Consider the following 18709-nt stretch of genomic DNA (forward strand, 5'->3'; position numbering starts at 1 on the left):
CGGTGAGGTGAGCTCAGGAGGCGGCGGAGACCACTCCGGCGAGGCGGTCGGCGGCCGCTTGGGCGGTGTCCTCGGCGGGGGCCTCCACCATGACGCGGACGAGTTGCTCGGTGCCGGAGGGCCGCAGCAGCACGCGGCCCTCGTCGCCGAGCTCCGCGGTGACCGCGTCGACGGCGTCCCGCACGGCGGGCGAGTCGGCGACCGCGGCCTTGTCGGCGACACGGACGTTGACCAGCACCTGGGGCAATCGGCGCATCACTCCCGCGAGCTCGGCGAGCGGTTTGCCGGTCTCGGCCACCCGGCTCATCAGCCGCAACGCGGTAAGCAGGCCGTCGCCGGTGGTGGCGTAGCCGGGCAGGACGACGTGGCCGGACTGCTCGCCGCCGAGCGAGTAGCCGCCGGCGCGGAGTTCCTCCAGGACGTAGCGATCGCCCACCGCGGTGGTGCGGAGGGTGACGCCGTGCGCCCGCATGGCGAGGTGCAGGCCGAGGTTGCTCATCACGGTGGCGACGAGTGTGGTGTCGGCGAGCTCGCCGGCATCGGCCATCGCGAGGGCCAGAACGGCCATGATCTGGTCGCCGTCCACGAGTGCGCCGGTGGCGTCGACGGCGAGGCAGCGGTCGGCGTCACCGTCGTGGGCGATGCCGAGGTCGGCGCCGTGGTCGACGACGGCCTCCTGCAGCCGCTCGGGATGGGTGGACCCGCAGCTGTCGTTGATGTTCACGCCGTCCGGCTCGGCATGCAGAGCGACGACGTCCGCGCCGGCCTTTCGATAGATCTGGGGAGCGGCGGTCGATGCGGCGCCGTTGGCGCAGTCGACGACGACGCGCAGGCCTGCGAGGGAATGCGGGGTGGAGGCGAGCAGGTGGGCGGCGTAGCGGTCGAGGGCGTCGGTGGCCTCGGTCACCCTGCCGATCTCCGCGCCGGTGGGCCGGGTGCCGTGTTCGGAGAGGCCGGTTTCGATCTCGTCCTCGATGCCGTCGGGAAGTTTGTGCCCGCCTTCGCCGAAGAGCTTGATGCCGTTGTCGGGCATCGGGTTGTGTGACGCGGAGATCATCACGCCGAGGTCGGCGGACAGGTTCGCGGTGAGATGGGCGACGGCCGGGGTCGGCAGCACGCCGAGACGCAGCACATCGGCACCCGCGGAGGCAAGGCCGGCGACCACGGCAGCCTCGAGCATCTCACCGCTGGCTCGGGGGTCCCGGCCGACGAGCGCCACCGGCCGGTGCGAGCGGTCGTGGGCGGCGAGTACGCGGGCGGCGCTGGCGGCCACCGCCGTCGCGAGCTCGGGGGTGAGCTCGGCGTTGGCGAGACCACGGACCCCGTCGGTGCCGAATAGGCGAGCCATGTCTCGACCTCCGTGTGATGTGTGAACCACGGCATCCAGTGGTGCGCACGCCCCCGCGTGCCTACCACTGTGTGCGTGTCTGAGCGCCCCGACAACCTAGCGGCCCCGGTCCCCACCCCGCAGACCGGTCCGCCGAGAGCGCCTTTAGCCCGCAAAAGGCACCCCGGGGCCGCCCTCCGGCTGCATTCTGCGGGCAAAATGCAGCCCGCGGCCGGGGCAGGGGGCGGACAGCACGAAGCGCCCATCCGGCGGGCGGATGGGCGCTTCGGTGGGACGAAATCAGCGCTTGCTGTACTGCGGCGCCTTGCGGGCCTTCTTGAGGCCGTACTTCTTGCGCTCCGTGGAACGAGCGTCCCGGGTCAGGAAGCCGGCCTTCTTCAGCGCCGGACGGTCGTCGGCGTCGATCTCGGCCAGCGCACGGGCGATGGCGAGGCGCAGCGCACCCGCCTGGCCGGAGATGCCGCCACCGTGCAGGTTGGCGAAGACGTCGAAAGAGTCGGGCTTCTCGATGGTGACCAGCGGGTCGCGGACGAGCTGCTGGTGAACCTTGTTCGGGAAGTAGTTCTCGAGGCTCTTGCCGTTGAGCTTGAACTCGCCGGTACCGGGCACGATCCGCACCCGGACGACGGCCTCCTTGCGGCGGCCGACGGTCTGCGCGGCGCCACCGGCGGCACGAGACGGCTTCGGCGCGGCCGACGTCTCGCTGGTCACGACCGCTTCGGTTGCGGCGGCCTCGGTCTCGGTGCTGGTCACAACCTGTTCCTCACTCACTGGGTCACCTGAGCGACTTTGGTGATCTCGCGCGGCTGGGGCTGCTGCGCCGCGTGCGGGTGCTCGGCGCCGGCGTAGACCTTGAGCTTCTTGGCCTGGGCACGGCCCAGCTTGGTCTTCGGCAGCATGCCCTTGACGACCTTCTCGACCAGCCGCTCGGGCCGTGCGTCGAGCAGTTCGCCGAAGGACCGCTTACGCAGCCCACCGGGGTGGCCGCTGTGCCGGTACGCGAACTTCTGCTCACGCTTGTTACCGGTCAGCGCCACCTTCTCAGCGTTGACGATGATGACGAAGTCACCGGTGTCCACATGAGGGGCGTAAGTCGGCTTGTGCTTGCCGCGCAGCAGTGTGGCGACCTCGGTCGCGAGCCGGCCGAGCACGACATCCTCGGCGTCGATCACGTGCCAGGCACGAGTGACGTCGCCGGGCTTGGGGCTGTACGTGGGCAAGGGTCTACCTCGTCGTCAACATTGCTTGTGGGGTCCGTGCGGGCCTAGCGCATACGCGCCGCAGCGCACAACAGCTTATGAAGATACCCGGTCGCCCGGGCGAGGGTGCGGGCGGGGGTCCGGTCCGCCGTCCCATACTAGTCTCTCCGCCAGCACGGCGCGACGAGACTCACCGGGGGCGACGATCATGACACAGCGTATGCGGAGGCTCGTCGCGGTCGGCGCGGTCCTCGCGCTCGCCGCCGGATGCGCGCAAGGGCGCGCGGGTACCGCCGTCCCGGACGGCGACCAGGCCGCCGAGTACGTGAGCGCCAAGTTCTCCGCGACGCTCGATCGCCTGGACGACGACCTGTCCGCCAACGAACCACGCAAGAGCGTGCACGACTCGTTCACCCGCATCGACGACAAGAAGTCCGACCACACGCTCACCGCGGTCCAGGTCGGCAGCCCACCGTCCCGGCTGCTGAAGAACCACTCCAACCGTGACTCCGAGGACTACCGCGACTACTTCCATCCCGCGGGAAGTGACGTCGAATACACCCTGCTCGGTCCGGAGTACGCCAGCCTGGCGCCGACCCCGTGGGTCTCGGAGCCGTACACGGCGGGCGGGCTCGGCCCGTGCGCGTGGGGCGGCTACATCACCGTCTGCAAGATGGTGGGCACGGTGAGCCAGGCGCTCAAGCGCGGCCACGCCGCGAAACAGGCGAAGAGCCTCGAAGACGGCAGCGTCGAACTCACCGCGGAGGTGACGCTGCGTGACTTCCTGGATCAGCGGGTCGTCGTGTTCCCCGACTGGGCACTCGAGCGGATCACCGACAAGATGCGGGACGGCGTCATCGACACCCGGATCCGGCTCGACCCGGAAGGCAAGCTCGAGGCGATCGAGATGACCGGCCTGATCAAGGCGGACGGGCACGAGGTGGAGGTCAACGAGCACTACCAGGTTCTCGAACCACCGACGGAGAACGACCTGCCTGACGAACCACCGCCGGACGAGGTCACCGCTCTGACCACGCAGGCCGAGGTCGATGACTTCTACCGGCGCATGGACGAGATCACCAGCAGCGGCGGTTGATCGCCTCCGTATCGACACGAGGGGTACCTGATGACACAGCCACCCGGACAGCCACAGGGCTGGTGGCAGCCGCCGAGTCCGCCGCACGGGCAGCCCGCACCAGGCCAGCCTGCCTTCGGCGGCGGCTTCCAGTCCCAGTACGGCGGACTCGGTGCCTTCGGCGAACCACCGGCTCCGGGACGCCGCTCCAAGAAGCCGCTGGTGACCGGGCTGGTACTTGTACTCGTGCTCGCCGGCGGCGGCGCTGCGGCCTGGTTCCTCGGCGTCTTCCGTGGCGATGTCCTTGACCACGAGTCGGTGGAGAACGGCGTGATCTCGGTACTGCGCGACAGCTACGGCGAGCACGACGTGCAGGATGCGCGCTGCCCGGCCGACCAGAAGATCGAGACCGGCCACACTTTCGAATGCTCGGTCGAAGTCGCCGGGCGGCCGAAGACGGTGTCGATTCGCGTGCTCAACACCGAACCGGAGTACGAGGTCGGCGCACCGAAATAGTGTCCAAAACGAGAAAACGGGCCTCGGCGAAGCGCCGGGCCCGATCTCTCGATGCGGAGCAGGAGTCAGAACATCCCCTGGATGCCCTTGTCGGTCGACTGGTAGCCGTCCGCGATCTGCGGCAGCGCGGTGGCGATCTGCGCGAGAACCTGCTTCATCTCGTCAAGCGACTGGTTCCACTGGTTCTGCACGTGCTGCCAGGCCTCCATGGCCTCACCGGACCAAGTGTCGACCAGCGGCGCGAGGCGCGACTTGAGGTCCTCGAACAGGGCGTCCAGCTCGGAACCGGTCTTGTTGCAGTCTTCCGCCGCGGTGTGAATGGTGGCGTAATCTACGACGATGCCGCTCGGCATTTTTTCCCTCCGTTTTGTAGTGAAGTCTTTTCTGGTGAACGTGACCGCGTGGCGCTTACAGGCCGCCGAGCGTGCTGCCGATGTTGCTGATGGCGGAGTTCTGCTCCTCTTCCGCCTGCTGGTACTTGACACCGGACTGCTGGAGCAGCTCACCGATGTTGGCCAGCGCCTCGTTCAGCTTCCGGGTCTTCTCGTCGAACGACATCATCACGTTGTTGAACGCCTTGGCCGCCTCGCCCTGCCAGCCGGCCTGCGTGGCCTCGATGTTGTTCCGCAGCTGGTTCAGGTTCTGGTCCATCGACGCCTTGATCTGGTCGACGTCCTGATACGCCTGCTGGAACTGTTCCGGTGTCCCGGTAAAACCGCCTGCCATCGGGAATTACCCCCTTCGCTCGTGGGTCGCCTGTACGTCGTTCGTTCGTACTGGCCCTACGACGGAGACATTGCCACGATTGGTTCCGCATTGTCGCCACCTCGACCCAAGTAGTTGCTACCGTTAACGCTCCACTTCGGAACCGCCTCGACTGGCTTCCGGACGATCCCGGGAATCGAAGACGAAAAGCGCTGCGCCCCAACGCATCCCGCTGTCCACACCGGCCCCGGCCGCACCAGGGAGGCATTCGCGCCCGCGAACGCGCTCCTGATCATCACCCGGTGGTGGGGCGTTCCCTACTGCTAATCGCCGCCTCAGTTGGTGAACTCGAGGGTGCGCACGATCTGCTCGCAGGCCGTTCGGACCCGCTCGGCCAGTTTCGCCTCCTGGCAACCCACGCTGACCTGTGCGTTCCGGTTCGCCAGCACGTACCAGTGCACGGTGGCGGCGGGCTTGGTCTCGACGTAGTAGATGAGCGTTCTGCCCGCGAAACGATGGTCGGGGTCGAAATCGCGGAACTTGGCAGGCTCGGCGCCGGTCCTGCCGCGCAGCTCGGCCGCGAGCCGGTCGCGCTGCGCTCCACCGTCGTAGGTGAGCACGAACTCCTGGACCACCACGAGGTCGTCATCGGTGGTGTCCTGGGCGTCACGGGGCTTCACCACCACCTGGCGGTCGGCGACGTTGTCACCCGTCTGTGTCCAGTCCGACGGCGCGATGAACTTGTAGGCGTACTGGGCGAACGTCCGCCCCTCCGGCTGTTCGGGCGCGCTGTCGGAGAGCACGAGGACCAGCGTGACGACGGTAGTGGCCACCAGCACGACCGCGCCGGCGATCGGCCAGAGCAGCCTGGCGCGCTTACGCGCGCCGGGCGACGGGGCATTCTCGGCCGGTTTCGCGAGCGCGACCGTCTGCTGGCCGGGCATCAGTGCCTGCTGCGTGACGGGCCTTGCCGGAGCCGGGTGGTGGGGCCCGCGCGGCCCTGGTCGACCGGCGTACCCAGGCCGGGCGACCACCTCGGTGCGCTGCTCCCCGGCCGGCTGCATTCTGCCCGCTAAATGCGGCCGGCCGGGGACGACTTGGACGGTCCGGAGGGCGCCGCGGGCGACGACCGTCTCCGGCTGGTCCAGTGTCGTGGGGACGACACCGGTGCGCTCGTGTACCAGGCGCGACACCATGGGGATCCGGCTCGACCCGCCCACCAGGAAGATCCCGGTCAGCTGCCGGGGTCGCATCCCGGCGGCCTCGATCGTGGCGCTCGTGAGCTCCACCGCCCGGCCCAGCGGCGCGGCGACGAGCCGTTCGAGGTCCTCCCTCGTCACGTGCGCATCCGCGAACGGGGGCGGCATCGGCACGTCGGTGAAAGAGTGGCGGGAGAGCGACTCCTTCGCGCCCCGCACGTCCTGCCGCAGCACCCGCCGCCGACGCCGGTCGGTGAGCTCGCGGCCCTGCACCAGCTGGTCCCACGCCTCCGGGTCGGCCCCGGAAACCAGTGAACCGACGTGTTCGAGCAGCGCCTGGTCGATGTCGGCGCCGCCGAAGCCAGGATCCCCGCGCGTCGCCAGCACCTCGAAGCCGCCGCGCCTGCCTCGCTCCGCGGTGCGGCGCACCACGCTGACGTCGATCGTGCCGCCACCGAGGTCGAGCACGGCGAGCGTGTCGCCCGGTTTGCCGCTGAACTCGACCGTCCGTTCGGAGTGGACATCGGTGGACTGATAGGTCGCCGCGTGGAAGACGGCAGCCGCGACCGGCTCGGGCACGAGTGCCACCTCGCGGGCCAACTGCCCCGCCGCCTGGCGCAGCAGACGGGTGCGGACCGCGCCCCAGTCGGCCGGATGGGTCAGCACCAGCAGGTCGACCTCCGCACCACCGGCGAGCCGGCGAGCCTCGTCGACGGCGCGCCGGAGGACGGCATGCACGACATCGACGACCCGGAGCACGGTCTCACCGAGCAGCAGCTCGCCCTCGTCGATCCGCCGCTTCGGATTGGGCTCGTAGCGGGACGGATCCACCGCCGCCTGCCGCTCCGCCTCCTGCCCGACGAACAACGTGCCATCCGGCGCCGCATACACCGCGGACGGCAGCAGCGGCTGCCCGTCGACCACGACAACCTGTGGTTCACGGCCGTTCACGGAGGCGGCCACACAGGTGCTCGATGTCCCGAAGTCCACCGCCACCCGCAAGGTCACCCGCAGCTCCCACCAGTCACAGATCTACACGGCACTCTGTCAGACCCCTCCGGCGACACCGAAATCGGCCGACCGCGCTACTCCGGCTGGATCCACGACTGCTGCATGAGCTGCCTACCGGTCTTGCGGCTCACGAAGATGCCCCGGCCCGGCGGCATCGGCCCGGCCTTGACGTTGCCGAGGAGCTGCCCCTCGTCCTTGGAACCGTTCATGACGACACCCGGCGCGGCGATCTCCTTGAGCTTGCCGATGATCGGGTCCATCCCGCTGCGCGCCGCACCACCCGTGCGCCGGGCCACGACCATGTGGAGGCCGACGTCCTTGGCCTGCGCCAGGTACTCCGACAGCGGCCGCAGCGGGTTGTTCGTGGACGTCGCCACGAGGTCGTAGTCGTCGACGATGACGAACAGCTCCGGGCCGGTCCACCAGGACCGCTCCTTCAGTTGCTGCGGCGTGACGTCCGGCCCGGGCAGCCGCTTCGCCATGGACGCGGCGACATCCTTGATCATGCCGTCGAGCTGGTTCGAGGACACCGCGTAACCGAGCAGCTGGTCGCCCTCGACGAAACCGAGCATGGTGCGCCGGTAGTCGACGAGAATGATGACCGCTTCCTGCTTCGTGTAGCGGTCGGTGATCCCGCGGGCGATCTGCCGTAGCAGGTTCGTCTTGCCCGACTCACCGTCGGCGTAGGCGAGGAAGTGCGGCTCGGCGTTGAAGTCGAGGTACACCGGGGCCAGCTCGTCCTCGTTGACGCCGATCGGCACGAGCTTGGTGTCGCGGTACTTGTCCTGCGCGAGCAGCTCCTCGTACGGCAGGAGGTCGGGCAGCAGGCGCACCTGTGGCGCCGGCCTGCCGTGCCACGCCGCCTTGATCTTGGCGACCGCGTCGGCGACGCCGGCACCCACGTCCTCGCCGCTGCTCGAGCCGTCGATACGTGGCAGGCCGGTGAGCAGGTGCAGCTTGTCCCTGGTCAGCCCTCGTCCCGGCCTGGCAGGCGGCACGTTCACCGCGACACGCCGATCGATGTCGGACTCGCTCGGGTCACCGAGCCGCAACTCGAACCGGGTGCCGAGCATGTCCTTGATCGCCGGCCGGATGTCCGCCCACCGGTTGGACGAGATAATCACATGCACGCCGTAGGTGAGACCCTGCACCGCCAGCTTGGTGATCTGCGGCTCCAGCTCCTCGAAGTCGTCCCGCAGGGCTCGCCAGCCGTCGACGATGAGAAACGCGTCGCCGAACGGGTCCTGCTCGGCGGTGATCTCACCCCGGCGCTTGCGGTTGCGGAACTCGTTCATGGAGTCGATGCCCATCGCGCCGAAGCGGGACTCCCGCTCGTTGGCGAGCGTGATGAGCTCGGCGACGATCCGGCGCGCCTTGTCCGGCTCCCGCCGCGCGACCGCGACGCCGCCGACGTGCGGCAGGCCGTCCAGTGCGGCCAACGTGCCACCGCCGAGGTCGACGCAGTAGAACTGCGCCTCCTCGGGGGTGTGGGTCAGCGCCATCGACATGACCAGGGTCCGGAGCATGGTGGACTTGCCCGACTGCGGGCCACCGACGATCGCCCCGTGGCCGGAGCCGCCGGAGAAGTCGGCCCACAGCGGATCGCGCCGCTGCTCGTACGGCCGGTCCACGATGCCAAGGGGCACCTGCAGCCTGCCGTTGCCGAAGAACCCGACCGGCGAGAGGCCACGGTCCTCGGTGGGGTTGAGGTTCGGCAGCAGGGTGTCGAGCGAGTTCGGCTCGTTCAACGGCGGCAGCCACACCTCGTGCGCGGGTGGGCCCTGCCCGATCAGTCTGGACACGATGACGTCCAGCTCACTGGGCTCGACGGCCTCTTCGGACTCCGGTTGCTGAGGCTGCTCCACCTCGGGCTCCGGCACGGGTTCCGGCTCCCTCGGCAGCTCCACGAAGTCCGGTACGAACAGCTGCGGCCGCTTGTCGGCGCGCACGACGGTGGCTCCCGGAGCGGCCTGCTTGATGCCGGCGGGCCGGTAGGGCCCGGAGACGTAGGACGCCTTGAACCGCACGAGGGAGGACGTGTCGTACTTGAGGAATCCGCCACCGGGCACGGAAGGCAGCTCGAAGGCGTCGGGCACGCCGATCGCGGCACGGGACTCGGCCGCGGAGAACGTCTTCAGACCGATCCGGTAGGACAGGTGCGAGTCCAGCCCGCGCAGCTTGCCCTCCTCGAGGCGCTGCGAAGCCAGGAGCATGTGCATCTGCAGCGACCGGCCGAGGCGGCCGATCGCGACGAAAAGGTCGATGAAGTCCGGTTTGGCACTCAGCAGCTCGGAGAACTCGTCGACGACGATGAACAGCGCGGGCAGCGGATCGAGGTCGGCGCCGTTCTCGCGCGCCTTCTCGTACTCCCACACGTTCTTGAAGTTGCCGCCGTTCTTCAGTGCCTCCTGGCGCCGGTTCATCTCGCCGGCCAGCGCGTCCTTCATCCGGTCGACGAGCGTGACCTCGTCGGCGAGGTTGGTGATGACCGCGGAGACGTGCGGTGACTTGTCCAGCCCGAGGAACGTCGCACCACCCTTGAAGTCGACGAGCACGAAGTTCAGTGACGTCGACGAGTGCGTGGCGAGCATGCCGAGCACGAGCGTGCGGAGGAACTCGGACTTGCCGGAACCGGTGGCGCCGATGCACAGGCCGTGCGGGCCCATGCCCTCCATCGCGGCCTCCTTGATGTCCAGCTCCACCGGCTGCCCGTACTCGCCGACGCCGAACGGAACCCGGTAGCGGTCGCGGACGGGCCTGGGCCGCCATGCCTGCTGCACGTCGAAGGTCATCGGGTCGCCCGGGATGCCGAGCAGTTCGAGCAGCGACGGGTTGGACAGCAGCGGCTGCTCCTCGCTGTCGTCCGCCGTGGCCGTGCCCACCCGGTACGGCGAGAGCTTGCGCGCCAGCGCCTCGGTCTCGATCACGCTCAGCCGGTCGGGCCGACCGAACCACTCGACCCCGCCGGCACTGCGGGCGCCGAGCCGTTCCTCCTCGACGACGAGCCGGAGCCCGCGCCGCGCGGGCAGGTTGCCGAGCGAGTCGGACAGGTCGATGAGCGTGACGCCGACCAGGCCTTCCTCCAGCAGGATCTGCTCCTCGCCGGTGACCTCGGCGTCGTCGATGACGATGACGACGTGCGGCTGGTCCGGCGCGGGGGTGGCGTTGCGGGAGAACCGCTGCCGGTCCCGCAGCTCCTCGTCCAGCCACGCCTCGATCTGTGCCAGGGAGCCGGCCATCATCCGCAGCTGGCCGATGCCGTCGGACAGTGCGGGGTGCTGCACGTGCGGCAGCCACTTGGCCCACTCCCAGTCCTCCTTCGCCCGGCCCGCGGTGGCGACCGCGACCAGCACGTCGTCCGGGCTGTGGAAGGTGACCAGCTGCGCGATCATGGCCCTGGCCAGGCCACGGGTGAGCTCCCGTTCACCCTGCATGCCGACGGCGGCGAACCCGCGCAGCGTGATCTGCGTGGGCAGGTCAGGCACGATCGAGTGAGCGCGCACGAAGCGGCGCAGCGCCAGGGTCGCGATCGGCTCGAGCTCGTCGACGGGGCCGGTCTGCGGTGGCACGAGGCGGGTCGCCAGCCGGTGCGAGCTGCGCCCGACCCGCAGGTGCAGGAAGTCCTGGTCGCTCTGCCTGCGCTCCCACATGCGCCGGCTGGTGGCCAGCGACCAGAGGCTCTGCGGGTCCGGATGCACCCATTCCAGAGCCGCGCGCTGGTCGATCATCGCCTCGCGGGCGCGATCCCGCATCTGGCCGAGGTAGCGCAGGTAGTCCTTGCGGTCCTCGTTCATCTCGGCCTTCTTCTGGCCACCGCCACGACCGCCGCCCGCGAACATGCCGACCATCGACATCATCATCATGAGCGGCATCATGAGGAAGAACGGGCTGCGGGCCATTCCGGCGTTGGCCGTGAACATGAAGACGACCATGCCGAGCATGGCGACCACCATGACCACGGGCATGAGCTTCATGAGGATGTTGCCCGGGATCGTCCTCGGCACCTCGGGAGGCGGCTCGAGGTGGACCTCCCCGCCCGGTGGGCGTGGAGCAGCAAGCCGTGGCGACCGCTTGAACTGCAGCGTGCTCACCGAAAGACCCCTCTTCAACTCGGCAACGGCGGCCAGTGGGTACGCGGCCGCTCCGTACGGTAGCGAACCGCGGGCCTCCGCCGACGACGACTGCCCGACCCGGTGCATTCACCCGAAGTGACCCCACATGCGGTCCGGGTGCGCTAATACTAGGGCGGCACTACGACACTGTGGGCCGGTTCGCCGAGGTTGCCGGTCCTTGCGCAGGTATTCCACCCGAGACGGTATAAGTACCCTGCGGGCAATCTCTCCAGGTAGGGGGCGGAACAGGTGGCAACGGGCACGACGGTATTCAGCAGGGTCACGGTGGTGGCACCGCGCACCCGGATAGACGTCGCGCTGCCGGCCGACGTGGCGGTGGCCGACCTGCTGCCGATGCTGCTGGAGATGGCCAAGGAGGTCACTCCGGACGGCGGCGCGCGGCACGGCGGCTGGGCCCTGGCAAAGCTCGGCGACGGGCCGCTGGACCCGAGCCGGACGCTGGCGTCCCTCGGCGTAGTCGACGGCGAGTTGCTGCAGCTGCGCAAGCGTAACGAGAACCCGCCGCCGCCACTGTACGACGACGTGGTCGACGCCATCGCGGAGTCCGACCCGGACAGCTTCCGGCCGTGGACGAAGGAGACCGCCCAGCGCATCGGGCACATCGCGGGCGGGCTGGCGCTGTTCAGCGCGGCGCTGGCCCTGTTCTTCGGCGGCCCCCTCTTCGGCGGCAACGGCCTGGCCGCGGCGATCACCGCCGGGGTCGGCGCGATCGCGTGTGTCGCGGTCGGCGCGACGTTGGCGAAGGCGTACCAAGCCGAGTCGACCGGGGTGCTGATCGCCGCTGCCGGCGGGTTGCCGTTCGCCTTCGTCAGCGGCTTCTACATCGTGCCGGGCGTGTCGGTGCGAGCGAACCTCCTGCTGGCCAGCGCCCTCGTCGTCGTGGTCGCGGCCGTCTGCATCCTCGTCATGGGCGCGGGCATCACGACGTTCATCGCCGCGGCGACGGCGGGGGTGCTCGGCCTGCTGGCGTTCCTGTTCGCCACGTTGATCGCGCACCCGGCGCCCGGTATCGCCGCGGGCACCGCGGCTGTTGCGCTGGCCGTCATCTCGGTGCTGCCGAGGGCCACGATCTGGCTGGCGAAACTTCCGCTGCCGCACGTGCCGGGAACCGCCGAGGAGCTCAAGGAGGACTCCGGCTTCCCCGACTACACCTCGATCGAGCGCCGGACCAGCGTCGCGCACAACTACATGACCGGTCTGCTGATCGGCTGCGGTTCGGCGACCGCGGTGGCCGCGATCGTCACGGCGAGCGCGCCGAGCGTGTTCGGGATCATCACCGGCATCGTCGCGACGCTGGTGCTGCTGCTGCGGGCCCGCACGTACGCCAACGGCGGCCAGGCAGTCGCCCTGCTCACCACGGGGATGGTCTCAGCGGGCGGGATCCTGCTCGGCTGGATGTGGAACGAGGATCCCCTGGGCCGGGTGATCTGGGTGTTCGGCGCGTTCGTCCTGATCGCCGCGGCCGCGCTGGTCGTCGGGGTGATTTTCCCGAACCAGCGCTTCTCGCCGCCGATGCGGCGCACGGTCGAGATCATCGAGGCCATCTGCATCGCGACCGTGCTGCCGCTCGCGCTCGCGGTGATGGGCCTGTACTCGACGCTGCGCCACCTCGACATCGGATGAGCACGCGCATGGGGGCACCGGGGCCGATCACCAGGACCGCGGCGGCGCTGCTGGCCGGCACGATCGGCGTCCTCGTGCCGGGGACCGCACCGTTGCCCGCGGCGGCCCAGTCGATCTCACCGGACGACGGCGGCTACTACAAGGAGCCGCCGCCGGTCGACCTGGGTCTGCTGCCGCAGGACACCGGGCAGCCGGACCAGAACTACGCGCAGAAGACCGGTTGCGTCGAGCGTGACCTCGACAACAACGTCGTTCTGAAGAACAAGCCGTGGGGCCAGCAGTTCCTGCGGCTCGACGACGTGCACCAGCTGATGAACAGCACGGTCGGCTCGGCGGGCAAGGATGCGAACGGGAACCCGATCCGGGTCGCCGTGATCGACACCGGGGTCACCGCGACCCATCCGTTCTTCGAGGGCCGGGTCACCGGGGGCGGCGACTATGTCCAGACCAAGCCGGCCGGCCCGGGGCTGGAGGACTGCGACGGGCACGGCACGGAGGTCGCCGGGATCATCGCGGCGGACACCCCCGACAACATCGGCTTCACGGGCATGGCGCCGGACGCGCAGATCGTGTCGATCCGGCAGTCCAGCCAGGCGTACGAGCCGGACGACTCGGCGACGGAAACCACGCCGGACACCGGCGGCGAGCCCGGCGAGGGTGATCCGGCCGACGGCGAGGGCGGCGAAGGTGAAGGCGGCGAGGGCGACGGGCAGGCCCAGCCGAACGCGCTTCGCGCACCCGACGCCGGCGAGGCGACCGCGCCCGGGCAGAACGGCCGGACCCAGGATCAGGAGGGGTCGGCCGGCAACCTGAGCACGCTGGCCCAGGCGGTCGTCAACGCCACCAACCAGGGCGTGCAGGTGATGAACCTGTCGATCAACAACTGCCGGGCCGCCGACGGCACGATCACCCCCGGCGAGCAGGCGCTGCAGGCCGCGGTGCGCAATGCCGTGGACAGGAACGTGGTCGTGGTCACCGCGGCGGGCAACACCGGTGACAGCTGTGAGCAGAACACCGGCGATCCCAACACCCCGCAGACGATCGTCACACCGCCGTGGTTCGCCGACGACGTGCTGTCGGTGGCGGCGATCGACGAGAACGGCAGCGTCGCCGACTTCAGCGTGCGCGGCCCGTGGGTCAGCGTGGCCGCCCCTGGAACGAAGATCATCTCGCTCGATCCGGCGCAGGGTTCCGGCGGACTGGCGAACCTGACGATCGAGAACGGCGAGTCGCAGCCGATCCGCGGCACGAGCTTCGCCGCGCCGTACGTGGCGGGGCTCGCGGCGCTGGTGCGGGCCAAGTTTCCCGACCTCACCGCACGTCAGGTGATGAACCGCATCACGAGCACGGCGCAACACCCGGCGGCACCGGGTGGGCGGGACAACTTCGTCGGCCACGGTGTGATCGACCCGATGGCGGCGCTGACGGCGACCGTTCCGGAAGAGGAGGGCGAGTCATCCGCCGCCGCTGTGGCGCTGCCATCGGATCTGCCGCCCGCGAACAATCGCGACTGGACCCCGGTGATCGTGGCGCTCGCCGGCTCGGGCGGCGCACTGGCCGCCTTGATCATCGCCCTGTTCGTAGTGCACACCATCCGCCGCAACCGCCGGCCCGCGTAGCCGCCTTTTGCGGGCTGAGTGCACTGCCGAGCGGTGCACTCAGCCCGCAAAAGGCAGCGTCGGCGGGGTGGTTCCCTTGTTCGGGACCGGCGTCGCGGTCCCCTCAGTAGGCCGCCGCGGACGGCCGAGGTGAGCACCCTCGGGATGCGGGTCCCCGGCACCGGCCGGGAGGCGCCTCGTCCGCGAAGGCCAGGCACGCCGGGCGTGCCTTTAGCGGGCTAAATGCACCGCGGCGCCACCCGGACCCGGCAAGTGCCTCCGTGGACTCTCTCTCCAGAGCGCGAGGCGGTTCAGTTGCCGCCAGCGGCCGCCTGCTCCTCGGGGTTCTCGAACGTGCCGGCATCCGGATCGATCGGCACGGCATCGAACGTGCGCATCACATCCTGGGTGTTCAGCGACGCCCCAACGGGCAGCAGCTTCAGAATCGCCTCCGGAGCCGGATCCTGGTTGCCGAGGCCCAGACCCTGCGCCGTGGCGAGGTCAGGCACGCCATAGCGCATGCCCCGGTCCGAAACCAGCTGGATGTTGCCCCGGCCGAAGGTGTCGCTCGTGGTCGCAGAGCGGACCACGGCGGCAAAGCCAGGCTTCATGTAGAAGTGGTCGACCTTCCAGCCGTCGGGGCCAGGCGAGCCGATATCGACAACCTGCGGGTTGTTCTGGGCGTCCTTCGGGCCCGGCAACAGACTGCCCACGTACACCGCCGTCTGGCTGTCCTCGTTGGCGCCGTCTCCCTTGACGGTCCATCCGAGACAGCCGACCGGGTATCGCGCGGGATCCAGCACGGTCGGCACGGTCTGCGGGTAATGGCCGACGTCCAGGTAGTCGGGGTCACCCTCGCCGACCTCCGGGAGATTCCGAAGCTCATCCGGGGCCACGCTCGGCATGCTGTCGGCCGAGGTCTCCGTGTTCTCGAAGCGAAGCATCTCGGCCACCGCCTGCGAGACCTCCTGGACACCGTTCCTGGTGACGACGTGATAAGTCGTGCTGTCGGTCCGCGCGGTGGAGAACACGGTGCCGACGTTGAACGACTCGACGTCGTAGCCACTCGGCGAACTGCCCGCTCCATCGATCACCGGCGCCTTGAGGTCGCCGACGGCGGGGATGGCGTTGAGCAATCCCATCGAGATGTTGCGCGAATCGTCCGGATCCAGCCGGAGCGCGTTACGGACCGAGCTCTTCGACAGATCCACCTCGGCCCGCACCGCGTTCGCGGTCTGGTTCGGTCCACCACCCTGCCGATAGATCAGATAGCTCTTGCCGTTCTCTGCGGTGACCAGGATCGACTCGTCCTGCCCGAGTTCCTGCCCGAGATCCGGCAGCCCGGCGAAGACGGTGGTCTCCGTCGTCGCCTGTTCGAGCGCGACCGAGGACGGCAGGCTCCGGTCGATCTTGGTTTCGTCACAGACGGCCCAGTCGCGCGAGATCCGCTGGTCCTCGGTGGGCAGCAGCTCGGGACCGTTGGGAATGCCGTGGAGCCGGCCACGCGGGATGTCCTTGAGCTGCTCGTCGGGCACGACGCTGGCTTCCGCGACCTCGGCCGCGCCACCCCCCTGGGCTGCGCCCCCCTCGCCCTGCTGCCGCGCCATGAGGATCAGGCGCGCGGATGCGAGGTTGAAGGTCGGGACCAGCTTCTTGGGGTTCTCGGTCACCACGTAGACGGAGCCGGACTGCTCGCCGATGACAATCCCCGAATCGGGTGGTGTGGGCGCCGGTTTGAAAAACCCGAAAATCACGAAGCCGAGCATGGCGATCGCGCTCAACACGACACCGACAAGTGTGGCGCGGGAGTGTGTGCGCATGGGGTCATGCAGCATCACGGCATCCCTGCGGACCAGCGCGGACTGCATGCGCCGGAGCACGAACTGATACGCCTGGACTTGTGACTTCGTCGTGGGTGTTGACGGCATTCTCGACCTACAGCTCTCCCAGTCGCGGTACGGTTCCGCAGGATAGCCGTACGGGGACCGTCTGGTGTTGGTTTCTACCAACTCCGGTCGGCCCCCGGCCTGTCGGGACCGGCTATCGGCTCAGTTGCACGAACTAGGGGAAGAGAACGAGCGGATGTCCGTCACCACTCCTCCACGTCGGACGGGCCCGCCGCCAGGGTCCCAGCCCCCTCCGGGGCGTCCTCCGGGCCCACCACAGCGCCCGGGCGGACCCGGCGGACACGGCGGTGGGCCGAACGGCCCCGGTGGACCGCGTGGACCCGGCGGGCCTGGTGGACCGGGAGGACCCGGCGGACCTCCGCCTGGTCAGCCACCTCCCCGGCCTGGAGGAGCTCCACGTCCCGCTCCTGTCGCGCCGCCGGCTCGGCGGCGCAGGTTCGGGGCGAGCCTTGGCCCGCTGCCCGTGGTCAACGTCGTGGTGCTGGAGATCGGCCTCGCGCTCGGCCTGCTTCTTCTCGCGATCAACGAGTCGCTGCTGTACGTCGCGGTCGGCGTCGCCGCGGTGGCCCTGATCATCGCGCTGCTGCGGTGGAAGGGCCAGTGGTTCACCCAGTTGGCTGGTCTTATTGCGCGCTACACCTTTCGGTCACACGATCGCGTGGCCACGCCGCCCGCACCGGCCAGCTTGGAGGCGATCGCGGCCGAGGACGACGGCGCCACCGGGCCGGACGACGCCCGCGTGAGCCTGCTCAGGCTGGCGATTCCGGATCTGGTCGTGGCGCACGGTAAGGATCACGAACACCAGCAGGTCGGTCTCGCCTGGCACGAAGGAACCTGGACGGCGGTGCTGCTGGTGGAACCCGCACCCGCGTTGATCACGCAGGCCGGTGGTGCTCCGAGCCTCCCGTTGTCCGCCCTCGCGCCGTGCCTCGAGGATCGCGGAGTCGTCCTGGACTCGATTCAGATGCTCTGGCACTGCTACCCCGGCAGCGCTGCGCTGCCGTCGGACTCCCCCGCGCTCAGCTCCTACATGGAGGTGCTCGGGCCGCTGCCGGCCGCGGCGAGGCGCACGACCTGGATCGCGGTCCGGCTGGACCCCAAACGATGCCCGTCGGCGGTCCGGGAGCGCGGCGGCGGTGTCGTTGGAGCACACCGTGCGCTGATCGGTGCGCTGTCGCGGGTGCGCAACGCGCTGGAATCGCGAGGCGTCCCGACGCGCCCGCTCGATCCGGATGAGCTCCTGCGCGCGGGGATCTCCGCCGCCGAGCTCACCGGCGTAGCCGGCTCTGGAGTCAAGGTCACGATGCAGGAGCGGTGGACCGGCGTGTCGGCGGCAGGGATCGGGCACGCGAGCTACGCGATCACCGGCTGGCCGAAGGGCAAGATCACGAACAGCCTCAATGCGCTGACCAGCGTGCGTGCACTCTCCGCGACGGTCGCCATGTCGATTTCGCCCGCCACAGACGAAGGACAGATCGGGCTTCGTGGTGTTGTCCGGCTCAGCGCGCGGAACCCGCGTGAGCTGGATGCGGCCGATCAGCGGCTCACGAGCACCGCCGAACGGCTCGGCGTCACGCTCACACCGTTGCGAGGCAGGCAGGCCGCCAGCTTCGCCGCCACGTTGCCGATGGGAGGCACGGCATGACCATGCGGGTGCGTGACGCGAGCGAGCGCAACGGGGTGGCGCCTGAGTTCTTCGTCGATCCCGCGCTGCTTGACGCGATCAGTCCGTCTGGTGACCGGGGCGGCATCGTACTCGGCTCCGGCCTGCAGGGTGAGCCGCTGACCATCTCCGCGCTGCGCTCGACACCCACGAGGATCGTGTTGGTCGGCGGCCTGTATCTCGCGAGGCAGGTGGCGCTGCGTGCGATGGCGGTCGGCGCATGGGTCGTCGTCGCCACCGGGCGGCCCACCGCGTGGCAGGTCTTGTCGAAGGCGGCGGGCACGCAGCCGAACGGGCGACCGTCGCCGCTGGTGCAGATCAGGCGCCTGTCGCCGGTCGAGCTGCCACGGCCCTCCGAGGACGCTCCCCTGCTGGTCGTGCACGACGGTGGCCCGACGCCGCAGGACCTGTTCCCACCGCGGTCGCCGTGGCAGACGACCGTGTACGTGCTTCCGTACCTGCACCCACAGGCAGGCGCGACGGCGAACGCCGCCGACCTCGTGCTCATGCAGCGGCTGCCTGCCGGGCAGGCTGAGCTGGCGGCACGGCTCTGGCGGCTGCCGCCGCAGATGATGCGGCAGTTGACGACCCTCAAGGACGACCAGGTCGTGGCGCTGGGCCGTAACCTGTGGCGTCCGCTACGTCTGGTGACCACGAGCAAAGAACAACAACTCCTCGGCCCCGTCCGCCGGGGAGACTGACCCACGCCGCATTTTGCCCGCTAAAGGCGCC

The 18709-nt window shown here is 69.6% G+C and carries 15 protein-coding genes; 6 read left to right on the forward strand and 9 right to left on the reverse strand.

The window, feature by feature from the left end:
• Positions 1–13 precede the first annotated feature (13 nt).
• The 3 genes from glmM to rplM all read right to left on the reverse strand — a co-directional run bounded on the left by glmM (position 14) and on the right by rplM (position 2568).
• Positions 14–1348, reverse strand: a complete 1335-nt coding sequence (gene glmM / locus JAP66_RS25505; protein WP_199434387.1) for a phosphoglucosamine mutase — start codon at positions 1346–1348, stop codon at positions 14–16.
• A 279-nt stretch (positions 1349–1627) separates the two neighbouring features.
• A complete protein-coding gene (rpsI, locus tag JAP66_RS25510) occupies positions 1628–2101 on the reverse strand; it encodes a 30S ribosomal protein S9 (protein ID WP_199434388.1) in 474 nt (157 codons plus the stop codon).
• Positions 2102–2115: 14 nt separating this feature from the next.
• Positions 2116–2568: a 50S ribosomal protein L13 gene (rplM, locus tag JAP66_RS25515; protein WP_199434389.1), complete on the reverse strand. Its 453-nt coding sequence runs from the start codon at positions 2566–2568 to the stop codon at positions 2116–2118.
• A gap of 187 nt (positions 2569–2755) precedes the next feature.
• Here rplM and JAP66_RS25520 point away from each other — a divergent pair, with 187 nt between their 5' ends.
• The gene (locus JAP66_RS25520; protein WP_199434390.1) at positions 2756–3643 is read left to right on the forward strand and encodes a hypothetical protein; all 888 of its coding nucleotides are present in this window, start codon (positions 2756–2758) and stop codon (positions 3641–3643) included.
• A 30-nt stretch (positions 3644–3673) separates the two neighbouring features.
• Entirely contained in the window at positions 3674–4138 is a 465-nt protein-coding gene (locus tag JAP66_RS25525; RefSeq protein WP_199434391.1) for a DUF4333 domain-containing protein, read from the forward strand.
• A 65-nt stretch (positions 4139–4203) separates the two neighbouring features.
• On the opposite strand, the gene JAP66_RS25530 is transcribed toward JAP66_RS25525, so the two are convergent.
• The 4 genes from JAP66_RS25530 to eccCa all read right to left on the reverse strand — a co-directional run bounded on the left by JAP66_RS25530 (position 4204) and on the right by eccCa (position 11144).
• A complete protein-coding gene (locus JAP66_RS25530) occupies positions 4204–4491 on the reverse strand; it encodes a WXG100 family type VII secretion target (protein WP_199434392.1) in 288 nt (95 codons plus the stop codon).
• A 55-nt stretch (positions 4492–4546) separates the two neighbouring features.
• Entirely contained in the window at positions 4547–4864 is a 318-nt protein-coding gene (locus tag JAP66_RS25535) for a WXG100 family type VII secretion target (RefSeq protein WP_199434393.1), read from the reverse strand.
• Positions 4865–5178: 314 nt separating this feature from the next.
• Complete coding sequence (locus JAP66_RS25540; protein WP_199434394.1) at positions 5179–7050, reverse strand: type VII secretion-associated protein; 1872 nt, start codon at positions 7048–7050, stop codon at positions 5179–5181.
• 77 nt (positions 7051–7127) lie between these two features.
• Entirely contained in the window at positions 7128–11144 is a 4017-nt protein-coding gene (gene eccCa / locus JAP66_RS25545) for a type VII secretion protein EccCa (RefSeq protein ID WP_199434395.1), read from the reverse strand.
• A 270-nt stretch (positions 11145–11414) separates the two neighbouring features.
• Here eccCa and eccD point away from each other — a divergent pair, with 270 nt between their 5' ends.
• Together eccD and JAP66_RS25555 are read left to right on the forward strand one after the other, a co-directional pair.
• Positions 11415–12809 carry a type VII secretion integral membrane protein EccD gene (gene eccD, locus JAP66_RS25550; protein WP_199434396.1) on the forward strand — a complete coding sequence of 465 codons (1395 nt, stop codon included), beginning with the start codon at positions 11415–11417 and terminating at the stop codon, positions 12807–12809.
• An 8-nt stretch (positions 12810–12817) separates the two neighbouring features.
• Positions 12818–14428 (forward strand): type VII secretion-associated serine protease mycosin, encoded by a 1611-nt coding sequence (locus JAP66_RS25555; RefSeq protein ID WP_199434397.1) that lies wholly within the window; start codon positions 12818–12820, stop codon positions 14426–14428.
• Between the two features lie 290 nt (positions 14429–14718).
• Here the strand turns inward: JAP66_RS25555 and eccB are convergent, their stop codons facing one another.
• Positions 14719–16335, reverse strand: coding sequence for a type VII secretion protein EccB (gene eccB, locus JAP66_RS25560; RefSeq protein WP_199434398.1), 1617 nt, complete (start codon positions 16333–16335; stop codon positions 14719–14721).
• Between the two features lie 161 nt (positions 16336–16496).
• Positions 16497–16712, reverse strand: coding sequence for a hypothetical protein (locus tag JAP66_RS25565; RefSeq protein ID WP_199434399.1), 216 nt, complete (start codon positions 16710–16712; stop codon positions 16497–16499).
• A 65-nt stretch (positions 16713–16777) separates the two neighbouring features.
• On the opposite strand from JAP66_RS25565, the gene eccE reads away from it, so the two are divergent.
• Both eccE and JAP66_RS25575 read left to right on the forward strand, forming a co-directional pair.
• Positions 16778–17959 (forward strand): type VII secretion protein EccE, encoded by a 1182-nt coding sequence (eccE, locus tag JAP66_RS25570; RefSeq protein WP_199434400.1) that lies wholly within the window; start codon positions 16778–16780, stop codon positions 17957–17959.
• Entirely contained in the window at positions 17956–18678 is a 723-nt protein-coding gene (locus JAP66_RS25575) for a hypothetical protein (RefSeq protein WP_199434401.1), read from the forward strand. The genes eccE and JAP66_RS25575 overlap by 4 nt, the downstream gene beginning before the upstream one ends.
• Positions 18679–18709 lie beyond the last annotated feature (31 nt).

Origin of the sequence: Qaidamihabitans albus, from assembly GCF_016464705.1 — a bacterium.
Taxonomy (GTDB): Bacteria; Actinomycetota; Actinomycetes; order Mycobacteriales; family Pseudonocardiaceae; genus Qaidamihabitans; species Qaidamihabitans albus.

Bases quoted from the DNA above. Each gene is read 5' to 3' on its own strand.
- eccB (WP_199434398.1), bottom strand. From the start codon at position 16,335: ATGCCGTCAACACCCACGACGAAGTCACAAGTCCAGGCGTATCAGTTC.
- JAP66_RS25555 (WP_199434397.1), top strand. From the start codon at position 12,818: ATGGGGGCACCGGGGCCGATCACCAGGACCGCGGCGGCGCTGCTGGCC.
- glmM (WP_199434387.1), bottom strand. From the start codon at position 1,348: ATGGCTCGCCTATTCGGCACCGACGGGGTCCGTGGTCTCGCCAACGCC.
- JAP66_RS25535 (WP_199434393.1), bottom strand. From the start codon at position 4,864: ATGGCAGGCGGTTTTACCGGGACACCGGAACAGTTCCAGCAGGCGTAT.
- JAP66_RS25530 (WP_199434392.1), bottom strand. From the start codon at position 4,491: ATGCCGAGCGGCATCGTCGTAGATTACGCCACCATTCACACCGCGGCG.
- JAP66_RS25575 (WP_199434401.1), top strand. From the start codon at position 17,956: ATGACCATGCGGGTGCGTGACGCGAGCGAGCGCAACGGGGTGGCGCCT.
- JAP66_RS25520 (WP_199434390.1), top strand. From the start codon at position 2,756: ATGACACAGCGTATGCGGAGGCTCGTCGCGGTCGGCGCGGTCCTCGCG.
- JAP66_RS25525 (WP_199434391.1), top strand. From the start codon at position 3,674: ATGACACAGCCACCCGGACAGCCACAGGGCTGGTGGCAGCCGCCGAGT.